The 23,010-nt window shown below is 37.6% G+C and carries 16 protein-coding genes; 13 read left to right on the top strand and 3 right to left on the bottom strand.

The window, feature by feature from the left end:
- Positions 1-200 precede the first annotated feature (200 nt).
- From JKG64_RS03210 to JKG64_RS03190, 5 genes are all read left to right on the top strand, one after another.
- Entirely contained in the window at positions 201-590 is a 390-nt protein-coding gene (locus JKG64_RS03210; RefSeq protein WP_210352899.1) for a hypothetical protein, read from the top strand.
- Positions 591-725: 135 nt separating this feature from the next.
- Entirely contained in the window at positions 726-965 is a 240-nt protein-coding gene (locus tag JKG64_RS03205; protein WP_210352898.1) for a hypothetical protein, read from the top strand.
- Between the two features lie 230 nt (positions 966-1,195).
- Complete coding sequence (locus JKG64_RS03200; RefSeq protein ID WP_210352897.1) at positions 1,196-1,654, top strand: helix-turn-helix domain-containing protein; 459 nt, start codon at positions 1,196-1,198, stop codon at positions 1,652-1,654.
- A gap of 124 nt (positions 1,655-1,778) precedes the next feature.
- Positions 1,779-2,102 (top strand): hypothetical protein, encoded by a 324-nt coding sequence (locus tag JKG64_RS03195; RefSeq protein ID WP_210352896.1) that lies wholly within the window; start codon positions 1,779-1,781, stop codon positions 2,100-2,102.
- 247 nt (positions 2,103-2,349) lie between these two features.
- Positions 2,350-2,712: a hypothetical protein gene (locus tag JKG64_RS03190; protein WP_210352895.1), complete on the top strand. Its 363-nt coding sequence runs from the start codon at positions 2,350-2,352 to the stop codon at positions 2,710-2,712.
- A 39-nt stretch (positions 2,713-2,751) separates the two neighbouring features.
- On the opposite strand, the gene JKG64_RS03185 is transcribed toward JKG64_RS03190, so the two are convergent.
- Genes JKG64_RS03185 through JKG64_RS03175 form a run of 3 tightly spaced genes read right to left on the bottom strand, consistent with a single transcriptional unit; the run spans position 2,752 to position 9,284 of the window.
- Entirely contained in the window at positions 2,752-4,335 is a 1,584-nt protein-coding gene (locus JKG64_RS03185; RefSeq protein WP_210352894.1) for a TlpA family protein disulfide reductase, read from the bottom strand.
- On the bottom strand, positions 4,332-5,723 hold the full coding sequence (locus JKG64_RS03180; protein ID WP_210352893.1) for a RagB/SusD family nutrient uptake outer membrane protein: 1,392 nt from the start codon (positions 5,721-5,723) through the stop codon (positions 4,332-4,334). The genes JKG64_RS03185 and JKG64_RS03180 overlap by 4 nt, the downstream gene beginning before the upstream one ends.
- Positions 5,724-5,735: 12 nt before the next feature.
- Positions 5,736-9,284: a SusC/RagA family TonB-linked outer membrane protein gene (locus JKG64_RS03175; protein ID WP_210352892.1), complete on the bottom strand. Its 3,549-nt coding sequence runs from the start codon at positions 9,282-9,284 to the stop codon at positions 5,736-5,738.
- A gap of 630 nt (positions 9,285-9,914) precedes the next feature.
- On the opposite strand from JKG64_RS03175, the gene JKG64_RS03170 reads away from it, so the two are divergent.
- The 8 genes from JKG64_RS03170 (at position 9,915) to JKG64_RS03135 (ending at position 23,001) form a co-directional block, all read left to right on the top strand.
- Positions 9,915-10,394, top strand: coding sequence for a helix-turn-helix domain-containing protein (locus tag JKG64_RS03170; protein WP_210352891.1), 480 nt, complete (start codon positions 9,915-9,917; stop codon positions 10,392-10,394).
- Positions 10,395-10,499: 105 nt separating this feature from the next.
- Positions 10,500-11,525 carry a hypothetical protein gene (locus JKG64_RS03165; protein ID WP_210352890.1) on the top strand — a complete coding sequence of 342 codons (1,026 nt, stop codon included), beginning with the start codon at positions 10,500-10,502 and terminating at the stop codon, positions 11,523-11,525.
- A gap of 102 nt (positions 11,526-11,627) precedes the next feature.
- A complete protein-coding gene (locus JKG64_RS03160; RefSeq protein ID WP_210352889.1) occupies positions 11,628-11,999 on the top strand; it encodes a hypothetical protein in 372 nt (123 codons plus the stop codon).
- A gap of 3 nt (positions 12,000-12,002) precedes the next feature.
- A complete protein-coding gene (locus JKG64_RS03155) occupies positions 12,003-13,682 on the top strand; it encodes a hypothetical protein (protein WP_210352888.1) in 1,680 nt (559 codons plus the stop codon).
- A gap of 775 nt (positions 13,683-14,457) precedes the next feature.
- Positions 14,458-17,301 carry a hypothetical protein gene (locus JKG64_RS03150; RefSeq protein WP_210352887.1) on the top strand — a complete coding sequence of 948 codons (2,844 nt, stop codon included), beginning with the start codon at positions 14,458-14,460 and terminating at the stop codon, positions 17,299-17,301.
- Between the two features lie 127 nt (positions 17,302-17,428).
- Positions 17,429-20,164 (top strand): amidohydrolase family protein, encoded by a 2,736-nt coding sequence (locus JKG64_RS03145; protein ID WP_210352886.1) that lies wholly within the window; start codon positions 17,429-17,431, stop codon positions 20,162-20,164.
- A gap of 13 nt (positions 20,165-20,177) precedes the next feature.
- Positions 20,178-21,359, top strand: a complete 1,182-nt coding sequence (locus tag JKG64_RS03140; RefSeq protein ID WP_210352885.1) for a PD-(D/E)XK nuclease family protein — start codon at positions 20,178-20,180, stop codon at positions 21,357-21,359.
- A gap of 43 nt (positions 21,360-21,402) precedes the next feature.
- Entirely contained in the window at positions 21,403-23,001 is a 1,599-nt protein-coding gene (locus tag JKG64_RS03135) for a hypothetical protein (RefSeq protein ID WP_210352884.1), read from the top strand.
- The last annotated feature ends 9 nt before the right edge of the window (positions 23,002-23,010 follow it).

Raw genomic sequence — 23,010 nt, 5'->3', positions numbered from 1 at the left:
AAAAATTGATATAACCTCCAAGATAAAAAACAAAAAAACAAGAAGCAACATATAATCGATTAATTATCAATAAATACCGCCGCATCAACCAAATCCCCGAGTTCTCCACAATTTGGTAAATCGGCATCAAATCAGCCGTTTTTCTTCATTTTCTATCCCATAATGTTTTTATTTTACAGTTCACTTAAATTATTAAAACCATGAAACAACCATTAAATGCATCAGGAAGTGCTTTCGTACAGGCGCATGAATTAGCTCAAAGTCCAGCAGACCTTGCCGGATCTATGCTACTATTGGAAACCAACTTCGACCAGTGGATGGACGAGCGTTTTGAGCTCAGCGCCAGCCAGCGTGCACAGATTGCCAACATGAAGCCTTTTTTTAAAGCAACTCTCGCTGATGCTATCGCTGGTGAACTGAGTGCCGGACGGACTATAGCCTTTTCCAAGACGAACAACGAAAAGAGAGCACCGGAAGAACTCCGTGACAAGGATGTCATCATCTTTGGCTCCACACGTCAGTCGTACAGCTTGGGCGCGGCCGAAATCCACGAAGATCAGGGATTACAGATCCTGATCACGTATCGATAAATGTGATGATCTGCTGTAAAACCTGTGGTAGCGCTTAGCAGCATGGGCGCTGCCGTAGGTTTTGTAGGTATGACCAGAAGCCTTTCAAGCACATGATACGAAGCCTTTTGATACAGCCTCAGCGCTACTATCCCCATGCCCGCGAGAGCCGGGAACTACCACGCGGTAGCAGCTATCCTATGGCCTATGGCGAGTGCAAGAGCTGGTACATTGACGACAGCTGGTGCTGTATACAATGGTACAAGAGCAAGTACATCCTGCCCTATTGCATCGAGATCGAAGCCAAGGAGCCCCTATACCTACCCGTATCGATACAGCATCCCGATATACACTGGCAGTATATATTACAGGGCGGCTACGGCATTAGCGAGGTAATGGATCATAGTCTCCTCCTGACCGAAGGCTATCAGCATCAGATCTATGCCGCTTGTGGCGACTTATTGAGCTATGTACCCATCGGGCGCCATGTGATCGTAGGCTACACTATCGTGACCGACTGGCTGGACAAACACAGGGAACCAGCAGCTGTCGAGCTGCAAGACCTCCCCCAGATCTTATTACCGAACCAACTATACCGCAGCGCACCTGCCCCCATCACCGCCGATATGCGCACCGAACTTTATTACATACTCGAGCATCCCCAGATAGCCGGCATCCAGCAGGATACCAATATCTATGCGGCCGTGGGCCGCTTGCAGAGCCTACACCAACAAGAGGAGAATCCCGATCGGGCGCCAGTCCATCCTCTAAAACAAAAAATAGAAGCCGTAAGACAGCATATCGAGCACTGCTTAGCAAACAACAAGGTGATACCCAGTATCCGAGAATTATGCACTGCGTATAAGATCCGTCCAAAGCACCTGCATAAAGCCCATAAAAAGCTACACGACAAGAACCTATCGCAGCACATCAGTGATAGACGGCTAGAAGAGTCTGTCCTCCTGCTGAAAAGCGGCATAAGCGTAAAAGAAGTCACCTTCATCTTGTACTACCACGATATACCTGCCTTTAGCAATGCCTTTAAGAATAAGTACGGCGTAGCGCCCAGTCAATATCAGCAATAAACAAGTGTTGCCCGATTTTTACAAACGAAGGGGGAAATTATTACAACCAACCTCCTAGCTATCGTAACTAACTTTGATTTATCAATACAGCGAAGGTCGCTGTACGTAATTGAACAAAAGGGTTATGATCATTAAACAAGACATAAAGATAAGGATACTACTGACTGTACTATTTGTAGCCATGCTGGCCATGATCCTGTTATTTGGTTATTTCAACCGCCATAAATCCTATGGCTGTACCATCCAAATTGTAGACGTCGATAAGGGTACAGTACTTATGAAGTTCGAGGCAACCTGCAAAGATAACGGTCAAGAAACAGATCGAGACCCTTATTATACCAATCGTGTTTACAGCTTTGAGGCCTATAGCGTCGAAGAGGAAAAACAGCGAAACGATAGCATCCACGAAAACACGTACTACAACATGGAAGTATATCATGCGGAATAGAATAAATAAATATAAAAAGATATGAAAATAGAAAACATCAAACGAAAATTCAGTGTATTCCCGGGCAGGCCGGTCTGGATTTTAAATTATGATACGTAGTGGATACCTGCGTAAAACTTTTCACCAAGAGTATCCCGAGGTAGTAACAAGATCGCCACACCTCGTAAAAGCACAGTGATGGTCGACAGTAAAGAATTTAGAGTTTTTTGTGGCAACCTTTTTTTGCTATTATAAAAAAGACCAGACTATGAGAGCAATATCTTTCATCAAAAAAAACAGTGCTTGGGCGAGTGCCCTTCTATTAACAGTATTGGTAGGAATTGCAACACTATCCTATGCTTTCACAGCTAAGATCGAGGATAAGGTAGCAACTACCGATAAATATTACAATATGGGCAATGGTGTATATACGCCTATACCGCCTGCACTAGGGGATGAATGTGCAGAGCCTGATCCATATCCATGTTCTATCGAGCTTAACATGCCCATAGATGCAGACACTCACACTTCATTTGTTTACAGAGGAGCGGGAAACCCTCAGAACACCGTCCCTTCAGAGGCTGGTGGTGTGAAGTCAGAAAACCCAAACGACGCATTTAATCTCTATTAAAAACCAAAGGCGAGCATATTGCTCGCCTTTTTTACCTAGCTATTTCTGACCAAGGAGATTGCTGATCACACGTATAAACTCCTGCGCCAAGGGATGCTCAAGAATAACAGCCGCTTCCTTCTTTCCATCAATTACATCAGCTGTAATCCTAGGTTGTTTAAGTGGAACTACGGTTCCGCTTTTGTCTATGACAAGCAGTACAGGCGCCCCGATAAAGCCATAGTATTTTGGTAAGGGATGATCAAAGCCTAAACCATCCGCAAACAGATCTAGACCATTTTCGTGCGTGTATTCCCCCTCCTTTAGACTTTTAAGCCACACATCCCTCTTTTTATCTAGACCAACCGAAACGATCAATAGATCATCGTTTGCTTTCAGACTATCTATGATGGGATCCATATTTGATTTCAGCACCTTGCAATGACTACAGCCCGTAAACCAGAAATCCATGATAATGACCTTGTCTTTGAAATCTGCCAAGTGGTAAATGCGTCCGCTTGCATCTGATAACGAAAAGTTGAACGCTTTGCCATACTGTCTTTTGAAAAATTGATCCATTTCAGTCCAATATAGAGAGCTTGACAAATGCTCCAATACCTGATCTTTGACAGTATACATTTCAACCGGAAAAAACTTTCTTAGCTTCACGCAAGATTTGACCAGTAGCTGTTCTTTTACTATTCCATCATAATGGGCTACTATTGCGTTCATGATAGGTATAAAAGAATCTCCGCGATAGGATATCGTATTGGCTTTTCTGACATATTCGATTTGTTCTTTTATCAACAGGAAATCAGTATAATACGCCGATTTGACGATAGATAAAGGCTTAATGTTTTCGGTCGAGAAAGCTAATCTGGACATAAAATGATCGTAATGATCCAAGAAGACCGTTCTTCTACTTGGTGTAGCAATAAACCATGGAATTATATTTCCCCTAATAAAATCATATTGTGTCTTCCCTATCATATCAAGATATATCCGTTCGTAGATTTCGGGTTCCAGCTGATCTTTAAAAGCATCCAGTATCGATTTCTTCACGGATAGCTCATCTTGTATCAGATCTTCAAACAGCTTCCATATCTCCTCTATTTTCCCTTGCTTTCGGAGTGTTGCTATCTGCAGATCGATACTTTCCCTAAAAGAGGGGAATGTGTAAAGCGCCGATTGTAAATTCAGCATTGCCGCATTTTTATTATAAAACCTGGGTAAACCATTACGTAGGATCTGTACTTGGCAGGTATCGTTCGGCTTTAACAAATATTTATATCCAAGAGCATCCGTTTGGTATAAATAGGTCAAATGCGTATAAGATCGATTTGTTAATCCATCTATTTCAACCTGAAAAGATACATAGGACAGTTCCTCTGTATTGTTAAAACTTAATTTAAATGTACCGTCGGATGATATTGTTGACCATACCAATTCTTCATTCCCATTGATCGATTTATTGAGGTCATGAATCTTAACGCCTATACTTTTTATTTTTTTTTCTCTAACCAGAGTCGTGTCGATACTTCCCTGAATAACGACCTCACCATTTGTTTGTGCAGCGCCAACAGGTGGCACTCCAACAAGTATCAGCATAGCAAGTCGAAGCAATTTTATAACTAACTTTTTCATTCTCTTATATTTTGTTGGATACCACTTTTTGAAATCTCCTCTTCGGGTATAGGCAGTACATACCGTGAACTGTTAGGTTCCAGATAATATACCTCTTCATCGATCTGCCTGCTCAGCCTAATCTTTCGATCTTCTAGGTTTAGCCGTTTGAGATCTGTCCATCGAATTCCCCTGAACACCAAGGCTCTTCGCCTTTCCGTCAATATCATGTCCACGGCTTCTTCGACAGTTGTTGCAGACTTATCTATGTAGGGAACATATACCCCTGTCGCATTCGGATCCCAACGTGTTAACAGGAGCCTATTGTAATAGTACATGGCCTGTCCCAGTTCTCCTCCCCTGGCCAAACACTCTGCCCTGATCAGATACAGTTCGTCTGTAGCCAGACCAGCAAATGGAAAAGTGCTCAATGTATTGATACGCTTGATGTTAAAATTCCCTTCCGTATTCTTCGAAAAATAAATCTGAAGACGTAGATCCGATGGGTCGTAGAGCTGTAATAAACCTGGATCTATCCCATAAGTAAGCACTGGTCTCGCGGAAGTAAGTTCGGAGTATAGGTTTATAATCCGTGAATAATAAATTGTTTCTTCGGCATTATAGGTGAACGGTGTACTGGAGGTCTTGTTGAGCGTATTGAAGTCGATCAGTTTATCATAGATTGACAGCGCCTTGTCCGCATAATAATCGGCCTTTTCATAGTCGCGCATACTTAAATAGACACGCGCCAGCAAAGCATAAGCCGCCACGCCAGATGGACGGTTTTTCTTGCCTTCTACGATGTGCTTTGGTAATAATTCACTCGATTCAAGTGCATCTGCTATGATCTGCTCATAGGACTTTGCTACCGAACTCCTTGGGACAATTTCGTCGATATCACTACTGAGCTTCAACGGTATCCCCAGGTCGTCTGCCGAGGTCGCTGGATCATAAGCCTTTGAAAATGTACTGACCAGCGAATAAAAATTATATGCCCTCACAAAGAGCGCCCAGCCCCGTAATTCTCTAAGTTCTGTCTCTGTGACATGGTCATTGTTTTCTAATAGCCGAAGTACATTATTTGCGAAATAGATTGCTTTATATGGAAAACTCCAATCGTTTATAGCCCGATCACCGCTATATGTATCGACAGCCCATATCGAGGCATTACGTGCAGTGACCGAACGCAACGATTCCCAGTGTACCTTCGAGGGAATAAAATATTCATCGGCCGAAATCTGGGGCAGATCGGGTGAAAAATTAAGATAATCTGTATTGTCCAAAATCCGCTCCATATCTTTATAAGACTTCGGAAGGACGATTCTACTATCGGGCTTTAGGTTTAGTTTATCTCCGCACCCCTGCAGGAGAACTACTAATAAGATACATTGTATAAAAAAAGTCTTCATATCGTATAACATTTAAATCTTAGCATTGATACCAAAGGAAACAACGAGCGGCTGCGGAATGATGGACGAGCCATAATCCGGGTCGATATGTTGATTACTCGCTTTCCAGACTATCCCCAGATTCCTCGCATATGCAAATACCTGTAGATGGTGCAGACCTACTCGCGAAGTCTTCGAAATCGGTAATGTATAGGAACATCTGACATCCTGTAACCGAATATGGCTTGCTTTTTCAACTAAATAATCCGAGTAACCAAAGAAAAGATCCTGAAGAGCATTCTGCGGATAAACAAGCGCGGGAATCCGCGTGCGCGCCTCATCACCGGGCTTCTGCCACCGCTCCTCAAAACCAGAAAGTGTATAGACAGTATTTGCGGCTGTTCCATAGTTGCTACCCGAAAACACATCGCTTCGTCTAAAATAGTGCCCGAGTTTATAGCTTATGTTGCATGAAAGTTCAACGTTCTTATAATTCACAGCCGTGATGAGACTGCCAAAATATTTAGGCGAACGGGTTCCATGATACGTTAACTGCTCAGGTGCAAACTGCATGACTATAGCGGTATAGTCCTTTGTCGGCATACCGTCCAGTATCCCCTGCGCTGCTCCCTGACCATCCAACGTCACCGAAGGAAAACTGAATACCGCTTCCAAAGGATAACCTTCCAAAGGATTTGCTCCATTGTTGATTACAGAGAAATTTGAACTTTGCTTAACCAGATAACGGGTTACTTTATTGGTGTTATAATTGAACAGCAATGTTGTCTTCAGTCCGATGTTGCCTATAGGACAATAGCTATTAAGCACCAGATCCAATCCCTGCGTTAGCAGGTTGGCACCGTTTCCTTTGAATTCGGAAATTCCGGACTGCTGTGCGATAGGATTGTTCGAAATGAGATCGACAGATTTCTTTCTATAGACATCTATGCTTCCTGTGATTGCCTGGTTCCAAACACCGAAGTCAACCCCTATATTTCCGGTTTTCACTTTTTCCCATCGAAGCGAAGGATTTGGCGGATTAAATACTATCCCTGTAGGATTTCCAAACAGATTCAACCCATCCGAATACGACGCCGTCATCAATGCCGATACCGAACGGTCTACATTTCCGTTGTAACCGTAGGTGCCACGGATCTTTAACGAAGAAAGGGTCTTATATTTAAACAAGCCTTCCTTGTAGATGTCCCATGCCAGACCTGCGGACCAGAGCGGCACACCTTTTTGGTTTGTTTTGACACCAAAGATGTTCGATTCATCTCTACGCGCACTCCCTGACACGGTGTATATACCCTTAAATGTATACCCTACGTTGGTATAGAAAGATTGGTTAATATGAATATATTCCCTTTCTGTAGGTGCGGTAGAAATCGTCCCGAATAATCTGTCATGATAATAAGGATAGTTACGCTGCGGATCGATGGTATTATTCACGTTCGTCCGCGTATCCGCATCGTATCCATAAAATACCTGAGAATTGTTTGTCGTACGGCTATCACTTCCCTCATACCCGAGTATGGCACTGATCATATGCGTATCACCTATCTGTTTGTTGAAGTTGATCTGTGGCCTGAATATCGCAGTGTTCATCCGGGTATCGCTGGTATTAAGAATATCGGCGACCGGGATAATCCGAACGATACCGGTAGTGGTTACCTGCGTATATTGATTGATCAGATTCCTAGCGGTATAGCTGTCTTTAGTCGCGAGCGACCTCAGGTCTGTATTTTCCTGCGAATACTGATAGTCTGCTGATAGCGAAAGCCCGTCGACAATCTTCAGATTTACTCCAGCCCTGAGCCTGTACTGCCCAAGTTTTGAACTACTATTTGCGACCGACAGCTCGTCCAGCGGTCGGTACTGCCAGTCCAACAACTTGCCCAAGCCAACTGTATCTGCGTAGGATTTGCGGAATGTATTTCTGCCGGTCACCGCAAGAGACATATTATTCTCATCGGCCAAGAGTTCATATGGTGTACGTGGTGTATAAGGATGACTGTTTACGCTGTTATCACCACCACTATAAGCTACATCAGCAATGAACTCCAACCTATCGTCCAATACGGAGAATGTATTATTTGCATTGAAAGAAAATCTCCTGTACGAGTCTACTCTCTTGGGGCCAGAGCTCCTGTCAAAGCCCCCCGATACGTAGTAGCGATGGGATGCGCCCCCACCCCTCACATTTAACGCATATTGCTGATGAAAAGGGTTACGGTGCACATATCGGTTCAGATCATCTCGGACATCATTATGTATTAATCTATTAATCTGATCCGCGGAATCAGCAGGCGTAATCTTTTTGAGTCTCGTATCGTTGAAGATCTGGACGGCATCTGATATTCCTCTATAGGGAATATTGATCTGTGCATTGTAAAATCCTCGTGAGAAAAGAAATTCTTCCAAAGAAATGAACTCCGAAGCAGAGAGCTGCGGGATATAGAACAAGTCTGGCTTGGACCTAACAGACAGCGAACTCGTCAATTCTACCGTTGCTTTCTGGTTATGCTTTCCACTTTTGGTGGTGATCACGATAACCCCGTTGCCCGACCGACTCCCCCAGATCGACGATGCAGCTGCATCTTTGAGAATATAGATATCTTCGACATCGGCAGGATTTATCTGCTCTATCCTACCTTCGTAAGGAAATCCATTCAATACGATAAGTGGCGCTGTACTCGCAAAAATAGTCGATATACCATGTACCTTGATATCATCCTTCCCCTCGAATCCCGGTGTGCTGTTAAGCCCACTCGTTACAGCGGTCAATCTGTCCAAGATATTTAATCCAGTACTACGATTAACCATCTCACTATTTATATGAGTAAATGATCCCGTAGCTCTTTCTTTAGGTATCTTCTGGTATCCGGTAGATACCACTTCGACTTCTTCGATCTGTTTTTCATTGGCCTGTAGTGCGATATTTAATGTAGTAGACGTATTCTCATAGGCAACCCGTTGCTCCTTGTATCCGATATGTTTTATAGTTAGTAATCCTGTAGGCTTATCTACGCTGATGGTAAACCTCCCCTCCTTATCCGTGCGCGTATGCTTCTTATCCACGGAAACCGAAGCCCCTTCTATCGGCTTTCCATCTTCAACAGATGAAACCACACCTCCTAGCACCATCTGGTTTAGGCCTTTGGTCCCGAGTTGACCTCGGGAACCTTGAGCCACCGCCTGTGTAAACACAAGCGAACTAAACAACACACAGAAAATCATTAATAAAGCCGTAGGCTTAAATCTTTTGACCGGTACGGCCTTTGGATGCACAGCCGTTAAGAATTTCGAATCAGGCGACGTATAAAATCTCAAACTGTCTGATCCCGATTTATCGGGAGAGTTTAGCTGCGCTGAGCTCCACTTCGTTCCGGTTTTGAGATTTAGACGACTGGTTCTAAATTTAGGCGAGCATTCAACGCCTTGATTTCTTTGCATACTTTCTTTATCAAGAAAGAAAGTATGAGCCTCTCGCGGCTTGAGCGAGAAGATTATTTGATATAAGGCTTGAACATATCGTTCTGGAAAAAGCATACCCTTCCCTGCCCCATTAAAATTCTTCATTTTTTTGGATTCATTAAGTGTGACCTAATGAGGGCGGGTCAGAGCGTTACTTTTATCAACAACCTACACGTACCTAATCCTCGATCAGGCCACACTGTTTTAAATAAAAAATTAACTAAATGAAATCGAGTAGATACCTTGGCGCTTTACAATTGGGTTTTGTCGGTTTAATAATTGGCACATACAACGATCTAAGTCATCAATAATGACTCTCCAATCCTTTGGAATTAAGGAGGTTTTTTAATCGTTCTTTTTGCTTGTTTTTTTCTCATTATTCATCTTGGTTATGGCTAAAATGAACAATGTATTTATGTATGGGATGAGATCCTCTCTGAAAAGAGATGGGACTTACCTCATTCCTTCAGAAGGCCCTAGGAAGCCCGGAGAAAAGAACAAGAGTAAGCACCCATCTCTCCTCACAAAGATAAGAGAATGGGGCTTTGACTCTCGATCTTGTTTCTCCTGAAAATTTCCTAGGTTCTCTGGACAAGATACAGCGTCAATAGCCAATTTAACAACAGAAAAACAAATAGTTAACCTGTCAATCACACTACAATTATAACACATAATTCACAAAATTCAAAATTTATAATTTCATCTTGATTTTTTGCAAATAAGGTTACTTGCAGAATGAGACGAGTAACACTTTCCACGATATACGCCATAAATAAGGTGAAATTTTGGCGACTTATAAAAAATATATCTGCGAGAGAGCTATCGGTAGCCATTGATAAAGCACCAGAATACGTTAGTAACGTAGAGAATATGTCAAATAAAAATCAATACCCACATCATGTACTGATAGCAATCGCAAAAGTATTGGGATGTGACGTGAGAGACTTCTACCCTTCAGATGAAGAGTTATTAGAAAGTGATGGAAGCAGATTTGTCAAAGAGATCATCAGTTTATCTAATATTGATGATTGCACTTTAGTGATAAATGGAATGATAGATGCGGGTTATTTTGTCGATGGAAAGAGTGCGGATGATACCGCGAAATATCTTTTTGAACAAGGGAAACCTAATGCTTTGGTCATCGAAGAAGCTTTAAGAGTCGTAGAAAAATCTAGCAAATTAAGCCTCCGAAACGGTAAATACATCTCCAAATAACAACCTATATCCCCCAAACGGGATAATTTGCTTATTTTAGTGTTTTATTAATCTAAATTGGGGAACATTAAGAAAAATACCAGAGTAAAAAGTCCGCTTGTTATAATGCTTCGGACCGATTTTGAGGTTTTATTTAATGTATACAATCTTCTAGGCAAATCATCACTATCTGACGAGGATGCCTCATTTCTATTAGGTAAACCGAATGGGTATTTTTTCGAGACCCTAAACCCAACCAGTAAGAGCAAGTTCAAACAAGACCTGTGGACGCTTTTTGTTCCGATATTCCAAACTCCTTTTGTTAATGTACTTCCTTCTACTCATGTAGGAGCCGAGGAAGAAGTCAAGCTTACGAGTGCAGCCAACTATAATAAGAAATCAACTATTTACCGTTTTACCGTCAACTATGAAGATCGTACAGAATACAAAGATGGTCTCGATCACAAAATAGCTGTAGAGCCTGAATATCTGGAATGGAAAAAGAAGGTGGTTACGGGTGAACGGAAAGTTGAAAATAAACTACTGACTGATTATCTAAAGTTTTTGATCAGCGAGGGGTTCTTTTTTACCCCCAAGACTTCCCTATTCGTTCTTATCCATCTCCGCAATTATTTTGATAAACCATTCACAGCTGAAGACCTAGGTGTCTCAATTAGAAAACTGTGTAGACGACAAGCCGGAATTGAGACATTGCTCCAACGAAATACAGATAACTCCAGGTATACCTACTCAGAGCTATTTGACATTTCAGCTTTGGATGAAGTATCAGAGCTTCCGGCACCACTAGTTGATCTTGTTAGTGGCTCGCCAGTAACTAATCGATACAAAATTACACATGCTGTACGTGGTATATTAGGCTTCATCGAGCTTAACGACCGAGAACTAGTAAATATAGCAGTCCTCCCAGACTTCAGAGAAATGCGTATGGCAGCTAGATTACTTGATTATGTCATGGCTCTAGATAAAAAGGCACCATTGACGGTAGAACTCGACGTAAAATCTCCCCACGTCGACTTTCTTGAAAACTGTTCATTTATAGAAAGCAAAGAAGATAGAGAATACAGGAAAGCCAACAAGCTGACAACAATTAAGCTGAAACGTGGGACTAAAAAAGAAGAGGAAAATGAGTAATAAGTCTGACAATAAGATAATTCCAATTATGACCGGAATTATAGGATTCTTTGACCAAAACAGACACCGTAATTCTGTTGTCTAAAATTATGGCTACTTCAATTGGAAGTAAAAGCAAAGGAAATAAAAATATTGGCGGCGACAATGAAGTACAATAAAACGATGGAAGGCTACAAAAAATTAAATGATTTGACCATACAGTATTATAAAGATCTATATCAAAATGTAGCAAAATTTCAAATTGCTTCCACTTACTTTGATGAAAGTGTGGACAGTATATTAGCTAAGCTAAGCAATGCTTTATATTTGAATTTTCAAAACAATCTTTTGACAGATGAATCTTACGAAACTACTCCCCCTGAGTTAAAAACGGATTTCGAAACTATTGATACTTTAATCAATTCTAGAGTTTTATTGTTTAATTCAATGATGAATGAAATTGCAAAGTCTTATGAGGAGCAATATAGAAAATAGATTATGAAGTCTAGAGAAGAAAGAGAATATGAAGATAGGGTCAAAAGACGAGTTTTGATACTTAGGGACCTAATGAAAGAAGGTAAAATAGTATATGATAAGGGGATGCAGGACGTACTTGAAGAAAGCTTTTCTAAAGCTAGATTCGATAAGGATGGAAATCCTGATTTATCAACTATTGATGGAGTTATAAGGTCATTGGCTTTAATGGCCGAGCATTTCGATCACAAGGAAAAGGCAAAAGGCGCAATTAGCCTGCATGAAATTCAAGAACACTATTTCAAGATATTTGAGATAAACTTTGGTTCAATTTATGATATGATGATTGAAGCTAAATCAACTCCTCATAACATAGCTGAGTTCTTTGCGTATGAACAGCCAAACGATGATATAGAGCGATCTATTGAACCGTTAATCCATTGTATAAATGAATTTTGGAAAGAAGTTGCAGAGGCAGGATACTACCACTTACAAGATCAGTATAATACCGTCAAAGCAGTTTTTGGAGGCGATCTCTTTCCATCTCACTGTGAAAATATAGCTTCCAAATGTGGTATCTATACGGATACAATTATTCTGCCCTGTCCAATAATAAGATCCCGGCATATGTTTAAAGTATGGGATAAAAATCAAAGAGTCTATTATATTCTAAAACATGCATTAAATATACTCCAGTATAAGACTTTAGCTCTAGCCGATTTTGAAAACCCTATTGTCGTAATTTTGGCTGATAAGGAGATGATGCATGAGCATTATTTTAATCAAGTGTACGAATTAGGAGAGTCCGACTCCTTGTATCACGCTAGCAAGGTTTTTGGGAGAAACTTCTCCTCTTTTGATGAGTTAATTAAGTTTGGAGAAGAGCTAAATACGATAGAAAAAGTCATCAAGGAAATAAAAGATCCTTCGAGGGTATTATTTGATACAGATATCAAAGACTCACTGGCTCAACAAATAGAAAATCAGACTAAAGGACTAGCGGGAAAAACATTCAATACAAATAATCCTGGTCTAATAGTTTCTCTAGTAGGACTAGGTAGAATGTCAATATCAAACGAATTACTTTTAAAATCTATGAATATTGGTGGAGGCATCCCTCTTATCGACGCTCCCACTTCTTGGCAATATTTTAAATGGAAACTAGAATATGACGGAGAAAGGACACTTTCTGAAAGCGTAGTTACTAATTCCCATATTTTACAAGCCTTAAATAGTTTAAAAAACACCAATTTGAGATGGATTGGAAGAATTCCCCCAGAAGGTCTAATTGAAATACGAAAATCTGGTGCTATCAATGATATTAGAAATATACTATCGGACAGTATTGATAAAATAGCACTAGCTAGTTATCTAGACTATGCCTCAACTACAGCGAGGGTTTATGACAACCTAAATAGAGCTTTTACAGACCATGATAAAGCTATAAAGAAACTGGTTGCTAAAAAATGGAAAATCGCTGGTAAAGATTTTGGTTCTTGGTTAGTTATGGGTACTTTCGAAATCGCGTCTGCTTATACTGGTACTCCCCTTTACGGAGTGTCTACAGCAATACTCAGTCAGTTATTTGACGCTCCAAAATTAAAAGATCTTGCTAAATCAGTAAAGTCAATAAAGGAAATTGAGAAAGAAAAACAAAATATGATGAAATCCCCTCTCGGTATGATGATTCAATATAGAGAATAAAGGTTTTAAAAGAAGCTAGAGATTATGTTACACATACTGTATAACATAGCTGATGCGGACTACAAAAGCTGTGTTTAACCAACTACACGTCAGTTAGCAGCTATATATCTGATCTACCAAATGGGCTGTGAGGTCGGTAAGTTTATTTCTTTCTTCTTGAATTGGTTTTTAACACAAGTTTTATAGGACTTAGTTCCAAAAGACAGCAGTTGTCAACCAACTAACATTTAATGGTTGTGAAAGAAATAAACACAGCTTTGGTCCACACAATGCGTGAAGCAGTACATTCATAATGATTCCTATGATGGTGGATGCTCCCTGAAAGAATAAACATTATGCAATATAGCCCCTGAGGACGCAAGGACTATGTTTAACCAATTATACATCCGCAGGGCGCGGATTCTTATTATGAATACTTAAAGATAAGCTTTATGTATCTATAATACAATATTATACAAAACATCATAAACGACACTTCGATTTAACATTTACAAGGGAAACGACTCCCCTATTTAATGTATTTTAAACTACACATCATTACGGTTTCCCATATTTTATGGATTGCCATATTTTTAACTTTACAACAAAAAGCAACTTGAGATTGTAAATCGACATTGTTTTATTATCTTTCAATAAATTATTAATTTATTTGTTAAGCAAGAGCATAAGTATTGAAAGCAAAATTAAGTGCGAAAGTATCTTTTACCTCCACTTAACACTTATTATTATTTTGAAATTTGAATCAAAGAACTAAAAAATAAGACATTTAGAATAAATGAACTCAAAAGAAACACTAAAAATAGAAATACCAGATTATTATCAAATTGTTTATGAAGAAAGCAGTGCATTCAAAAAGTCTCCGTTTGCTGCCGCCTATAAAAAAGCTAAAGAACTTATTAAAGAAATCATAGTAAAACAAGAGTTATTAAAAGATCACGAACAAAATGGCAAGTCCAATAAGACAAGTGACTCCTACAATAATATTATTGCTTTTACCGGAGAAAGAGGCATCGGTAAGTCATCAACTATGCTCAGCTTTATGAATGCTTTAGTAAATCATAAAACTAATTCCTTTTTCAAGAAAGATGAGAGGTCTGAATTCCAAAACTTAAACTTCATAAGTCTAGAAGTAATAGATCCTAGTCTTTTTAGAGGTGAGGAAACTATCTTTGAAATGGTTATCGTTCAAATGTTTAAAAAATTCAAGTTAGATCTTGAGCAAAAAAAAACTCAACTACACGATGACGAGAGAAGAAAACTTCTCTATAACTTTCAGAAAGTTTATGATGCCTATAGAGTCACAAAAAAAGATAATAAAGATATTTACAATGAAGAATCTATAGATAATTTAATTAATCTGGCCAAAGGAAGTAATTTACGGTCAAGTTTCATCGAATTAGTATCAATTTATCTAAATTCTATTGGAGGAGCTGGTACAAATAAGCTCATTATTGCAATTGATGATTTTGACCTTCAAATTAAAGGAATCTATGAGATGTTAGAAGATATTCGACAACTTTTGATAAACAATAATGTAATCATATTAATTGCGTATAAAACAGAACAATTACAGGAGTACTTAGAAAGGGGATTGCGCAAACAAACTGTTGATATCTCAGATAAAAATCATTCTGTAAATGAAATTGGCATAAAAAATCAAGTTAATAAATATTTAGAAAAAATACTACCAAATGATCATATTATAAACCTTCTAAGTACTGATCAAGAGCAAATATACACATACTTAAAAAGTGTTGTTACCTCCTCAAATAAGACCAACTCAAGCATTTCTGATACAGAGAAAACTTGGTACCCAAAAGCGTCCAATAACATTCTATTGAAGTTGATTTTCGAGACATTAGATTCATTCTACCTCTCCAAAAAATCGCAAACGACCTCAATATTGTATACACCAAACTTAAGAAGTATAAACGAATTATTGTTAAGCTTTAAAGATGGGAAACTGGAGCCTTTTAAGAAATACATTGATCGTACTTTTAATATACTAATAGATAAAGACTTAGTTGACCAAATATGGTCATGCGACCCTATTTTATTAAATACCTTAACATTAAATTACTGTCTAGAAAAATTTAAAGAAAATTTATCTGATAAAAATGATTCTGAGATTTCCATCAGACCAACGACGTCGCAAATAGAAATTTTGAACCGTTTGGTTAAAGCTACTAATTATGAGATGATTCAGTTTGGTGATGTGGTTTCTTATTTCAAAATATTGAAAGATAATATATCAATAACGAGTAAAAACTACACACATTTTCAAGTAATTAAATTAATTTACAATTTACGTAGAAAAGAACTTATAAATTCAAATCCTAGCTATATTATATCATCCAGTCTGTCTGGGTTAATACACGTAAATTACTTAAATTCTAACCAACGAATTAGACGAGAGCAGGGTACTAAAAGATATCGAGATTACTTCTTAGTAAAAGACAATCCTCCTAGTGAGCCGTCTGAACAAGCATTTGTTCAATATTATGGACAAGAGCCATTACTTAACTATCTAAATGACACAAACAATCCATATGTCTTAAAAAATGAATTGAAAGCTAAATATCAACATTTCACATTCAATATTTACAACAAGTATTTCTTATTTTCTCTGAAAGACATAAATGAAAGTTTTAGCAAACTTGATATACTTAGCCAAAATACAGATTTTGTAATTGACATTTACGAAGAGATTGTAGCTAGATTTCCTAACCTCTCAAAGGATGGAAAAACAGACAGTGACGATAGTTACGCTGAGCTACTAAGAGAGCTCGAAATCGAAATAAAACATCGGATATTACCTTCTTTCAATATAGATATTCCTGTATTATATTTTAACAGTAATAATCACATTGATAATCTCTCCACATACTTTAGAAAGAGCATTGACAAAAACCAAGGAATTGTTAAACAAATATCTGACATTCAATATATTGACAATGAACCTCCATTTATTGAAATAATTGAAGCTCTAGAAGGAGGAAAACAATACTTAACATTAAAGAGATTGTTCTCTAAGATTAGTGATGCAGATATAAATATAAAAAAGTTCCTGTCCAATCCAACATTCATAAATCAGATAAAAACTCCCTCTAAAGGAGAAAATAACAAGGAAGGGACACACTCCACCACTCTAAGAAAAGAACTAAAAGATAGACTAATTGAAGTCATAGATTATTCAAATATTACTGATGACGATTTTCAAAGAACAAAATCTGCTAAGGAAGACAGCACCCCTACGAAGAGAGTTCCTATCTCTCGAAAATCCAGTGAAAAGTCAAATGTAAAAGAAAACAATAAGCAAGCAATTATTGACAAAACTGAAGTAGCGCAAACAACTAGTGAAATTCTAACAGAGCAAAAAACCGATGAACCTGGAGCAGAGCAAGCAACCAGTGAAATTCTAACAGAGCAGACAACTGATGAAACTGGAGCAGAACAAGCAACCAGCGAAACTCAAACAGAGCAGACAACTGAAAAAACTGGAGCAGAACAAGCAACCAACGAAACTCAAACAGAGCAGACAATTGAAAAAACTGGAGCAGAGCAAGCAACCAGCGAAACTCAAACAGAGAAAGCAAACGACAAAACTGAACTGGAGTAACCAACTGGCAAGACTGAAACAAAGTGGTTAGATTCTTAACATTATCTTTACTAACATCTTAACTTAGAAAGACAGATGATACCGTTGACAAATTTTAAAATACTATTCTTCATATAAAATGGACCATTTGCGAAACAGTTTAAAGCTATATTTTTCTGAGCTTTCTCTAGGTACTATCTTTCAAGCTAATTGGGATGCCAAAAGTATTGAAGATGCTCCAAATTTATTCTCTAACCATTCCGTACGGGTAAGCGAATTTAATTATAGAACTGATGATGAAATTTCAAACTTATATACAAAGCTTGAAGAAGACTGGTTTAAAGAACCGGGAAAACAATATGGAAGAAATAAAAATTCTATTTTTTACTTACTTACGCATTTTAATGAACAAGTCCTTTCTGAAAAGGAAACTAATCCAATAATAAAATATGAGCATCTTCTAAAATGGAGAGATCTTTCCTACTCTCTGGGAGAAGATGTTTTTACCACGAGTTTTTTTGCTTACAGAGACGTGCAAAGTCAAAAAAAAAGGGGATATTTTTCTTGGAAATCAACGGTTCCTACAGATAATAGTCGCCTAGTTCAATTATTACAATCAGGGGTAGCCGAAAATCATGCGCACTATGCAGCTACAGGACCTACTTTCGAACTTAGTTGGCTTGTATTAATGAACAGATACAAAGACAATTATGTACAAAAGAGTCTAAACGATTTAATTAAGGACGGTATCCTATCCCCTAAAATGAATCTCGATTACAGTGGGCATAACTTGGGACTACATGATTTTGTTAAATTAGCAATAATGCTACGCTATGATCTTTTGAGAAATTATCTTTTGATAGAAGACCACAGAGATGTATTATTGTATCCATCCGCGATCCAAAAGCTAACCCCAAATCATCTTTACCCCGAAAGTATCTCTATTCGTTTTTCCACCTATTGGAATAGTATTGTTACTTACAGAAATGATTCTTCCCCATTGTATTATCACAATGGGGAAGAAGACTTTATTGATTACGCGATTCCCTATGATCTCCATCCCGAAAACCATAAAGGATGCTTTTACTTAGCTGGAGAAAGACTCCTCTTATATAAGAGTTTTTCCAACATTTACAAAAATGTTGGAAAGGATAACGACGATATATCAGACCTATCTAAAACATTACATGCGTATCTGTTGATAAAAAATACGATAAGAAACGAAATCGTACAATTAAATAGAAGGCTTGGATTTGGAAATTTCAAACAGTATCAAGACAGAAAGGAATTCTTTATAAAAAATGGCAGTATCTATTCGAAACTATTCGCTCAGCATGTCTTATCTCACAATACATCTAAGATGAATATTGTATCTCATGAGCTACGCATGGGGCCTAATAGGGATGAAGGGAATTTAAATTTAACAATTGAAAAAATTCTGTCGGCAGAGGAACAAATAGTCTTTACAGATAAGTCTGATTCAAGGATCTCTAAAAAAGCAGAGCAATATATAAACAGCGTGAATGATTTCCCAACGGCACCGGAAGATAGTAGCATTACATCGTTTTTTACGCTACATTTTTTCAAAGATAAAGACACAAAAGCTAAAAAGTTAAATAAAAACACTCACATTAGCAGGAATCAAAAACTTAGACAAAAAGTAAAGCAGCAATCTCAAACCATTGTCAATCTTCGAAACAAGTTTCCAAAATCAGCTAAATACGTTAGAGGAATTGACGCTGCATCTTCAGAGATCAATGCCCGACCAGAGGTATTTGCACAAGCATTCCGTATGTTGAAACACCATCAGTTGAGGGATAACGAAACTCTATTGAAAGATTGGCTAGTTAATAATAGATTGAATCTAACATTTCATGCTGGAGAAGATTTTTTTGACATCGTAGATGGTCTTCGCTACATAGATGAATGCATTTACTTCTTAGGGATGGAAAGTGGGGATCGCTTAGGCCATGCGTTAGCTCTTGGTATAGATGTTCAAAAATACTACGAATTAAAAAAAAACAAACTCTTAATTCCTAAGCACACACTACTAGATAACTTAGCTTGGTTACTATCAAATTTAAATAAATATGGCATTGAGCAGCATAGTAGTGAAGTTTACAGGCTTGAAAGCTTATTCAAATCCTTGTATAGCGAGATTTACATAGCGAATGTACAATCCGATGATAGAAGTAAAAGTCTCCTCTCCCATATCACGTACCACGAATACTATGATTCTTGGATGCTTCGAGGAGACAATCCTAAACCCTACCTAGAATACTGTACCTCAGACAGTAAGCATTCTAATTGTATTGATTTTTTCACAAACCAATTTAACTATACCTATTGGGACAGATGCCAACTTAATAATTGCAACCCAAAACTGAATGCACTGCGTAATCGAGAGGAGATCGTTCGTCTATATTATGAATACCATTATAATCATGATGTTAAAGTTAAGGGAGAGGAAATAAAGCAGTTTGAGATAACTATCCCCTATTTGAAACTAGTTCATGATATACAGAGCAAAATGATGCATATGATTGCAGCCAAGAATATCATGATTGAGACAAATCCGACATCGAATTATCTTATAGGTCCTATAGAAAAGTATGTAGATCATCCTATCACAAGATGGTATAACCTAGGCCTTGAAACGGATCCAGAATTGATCAACTCTTGTCCCCAGCTATGTGTATCTATTAATACCGATGACGCAGGTATATTTTCAACCTCATTGGAAAATGAATATGCTTTGATGGCTATTGCTCTAGAAAAAGAAAAAGATGAAAATGGAAATCCAAAGTATAAGCCCAGTATGATTTACGATTGGCTAGACCGCATACGACAAATGGGAATTCAACAAAGTTTTATGAATAGGTAACCAATAAAATGTTATGTTTAATATTTGGAAAGACATTCTAAACAATCAAGGGCAAAATGTGGCTAACTTATTAGATAAAAGCCAAAATATCGCTACAGAATACGACACATCGAAAGAAGATAAGTCAGAAATCGGATTTAACTTATTCAAAATAGCATCTGATACATATTACAGAGAAAATTTTCATAGTGATGTAATAAAATCTTTTCTCGATCCGTCTGAAAAACATTCTGAGTCAAACAGATATTTACATGCCTTCATTGACTTGCTAAATGAGGATTCAAACAAAAACAGAATTGAAAAGTCTCTTTATTTGAATTCCAAAGTTATTCGCGAATCTAAAAATATAGACATTCTTATTCTTGATGAGGTTTCTAAACGAGCTATAATTATTGAAAATAAAATCAATAATGCATATGATATGCCTAGACAGATACCGCGTTACTTTAATTTAATTAAAAATGATTACAAAGTTGATGGAATCGTTTATTTAACAATTAACAAATCAAAACGCCCAGATACGATTGATTGGACAGATGATGAAATTGTTGAAATTAAGAAAATATTACGGGTAATACCATCGTACGATCGCAATGGTTTAACCAACCTTTATGAAAACTGGTTAATCAATTGTCTAGAATTATCTGAAAACGTTGATAATAAAGCTATAATAAAACAATACGCAAATCTAATTAAGCACTTAAGCACAAATTATATGGACACTATTAGTTTAGAAAAATTTTATAATACTGTCAAGGAAGGAGATAATCTTAAAACTTCTCTTTCCATAAGAAATATGTTAAATGATCTCCCAACCTACCTAGCTGTAAGAATAGAAGATAGATACAGGAATAATTGCTATCCTTTCGAAAAAGTTTGGAGATATAAAGAAAGAGACACTGTTTTTGAAGCTTTTAAAAAAGATAGCATATATCTTAAAATTGATATTTGGTGTAGCGAATTAGGCTATAGGATTCACTTTTGGAATCCCCACAATGAACAATTTAATATATTCGAAGAATTTAACGATTGGCATGCTTTACAGATGTTCTCTAGCCACAACAATCAAATCAATAATGTTATTCGAGACTTCAGTATTTATGAAGAGAGTAGCTTATTTGAAGTCATTGATAATCTATTAATTTGTCTAAAAAACTTCAAAGAACAAATTTCGACCATATCACCCGTTATATAACAAAACCTATAGTTATGTAATTACACATTAACCTTTTATTAACATGGAAAGAAGCGAGTTTTTATTAGAATCTGAATTAAATGATATTAAGGCCAAATTCGTTAAAGGAGGTTGGGTTGACATCTTTCGTAATGGTAATACATACTCTGGGGGTGTATTTTGTTATCTTATTAAAAGTGACCACCTCTCTAAGCATTTAGAAACAAACGAAAAAGCCATTTGGAAAGGTTCTGAAGGACGGCCATCAGTCAGTACATATACATTACCGAATGGAGAAATCACGAGATACTCTGCCTTTAATGACGAACATATTGAGCCTTTTCTCTATTGTAAACATTTCCCAGAGGAAAGATATATCGATGTATCAGAAGAATTCGTTAACTACTTTAAACTCTACGAGAATGGCACTTCAAAACAGGAGAGAAAGTATTATTTCCTAGACGATTCATATGATAAAGAAGAAGTTATCGTAATTACACCAGAAGTTGTCCGAGTAAAACTCAAATTTCTTAAGGAATATATAGCTGTAAGAAGGATGGACTTCATTGTCTGTTTTGATTTCATGGCCATTGGAGATGTACCTTTAAAAGACTGGGATATCAAACTAAAGGAAGAGGATTATAGTAATGATTGGCATAACTACAAACATTGTATTAATGTGAGTTTCGGCTCGACAGAAATACAAAGTTGGATTACAGGGAAACTAACAATCAAGCATGACCCTAGAATGTCTTTAAAGACATGGTATGATTCGGATTATCAATATGAAGAGTTTATAATAGGACATGATGATGAGTCGGGCGAAGAAATCCTCGTTGCTTGTAATTCTGAAGATCATAAGTTCTTCGTTCCCGTTTTTTTCAAAAAAGGAGTATTAAACAAGTACTATAATGATCCTGACAAATATAAAGTCAGTGGGTTTGGACTTTCCTGTAATGCGTTTAGTGTAAAAATTGATAACAATAATGACGAGTATGTGGTTGTGTTCTTAAATGATTTACAGAGTTTGCCTTATAAAGAACAGCTATACTGGAAACACTACAATATTGCAAGAGAACCAGGGATGGGAATAAGTAGTTCCTATTACAATACTATGATACAAGGTAATTGGGCAGACAAATCTGGTTCTATTGACATTAGATTTAAACAAGAATATGAAAGGTTTAACAAGCGCTGGTTTCAGAAATTCGGTTGGTACTTTTACAAACCAGCATCTGGCTCTGATATCTCAATTTTTAAAGCACTTCATTTGCCAACCGATAACAGTATAATCTCTTTCTGTAATCAAATGTTGGCCATTGTAAAGTTTACGATCGACAGTCTAAACGAAGAAGTACTTGTTAAAGATTTGCCCAAAGTTGATAATGAAAAAGGAATAGCCAAATTCGAAAGATTTATAAAAGAAAAGGGGCTAGAGATACCCGATATGATTTCTTTTCTTAGACACTTACAAGATCTCCGTTCTGGATTCATAGCGCATAAATTTAGCGAGTCTAGCCGAAGTGTTAAAAGAGCAAAGAAGTTTTTCGGGATGGATACCAGCAGCTATCGAGAGGTAGCTTCAGATATTTTCATCAAATCCTTATGGACTATCAATGCTTTGACAAAGTATTTTCTTGAAACACCAGAAGAAGAGTTTTAATCTAAACAA

Source organism: Sphingobacterium tabacisoli, assembly GCF_017908035.1.
Taxonomy (GTDB): Bacteria; Bacteroidota; Bacteroidia; order Sphingobacteriales; family Sphingobacteriaceae; genus Sphingobacterium; species Sphingobacterium tabacisoli.
Note: the sequence above shows the minus strand (reverse complement) of the source record. Positions and strands in the feature narration are given on the sequence as shown.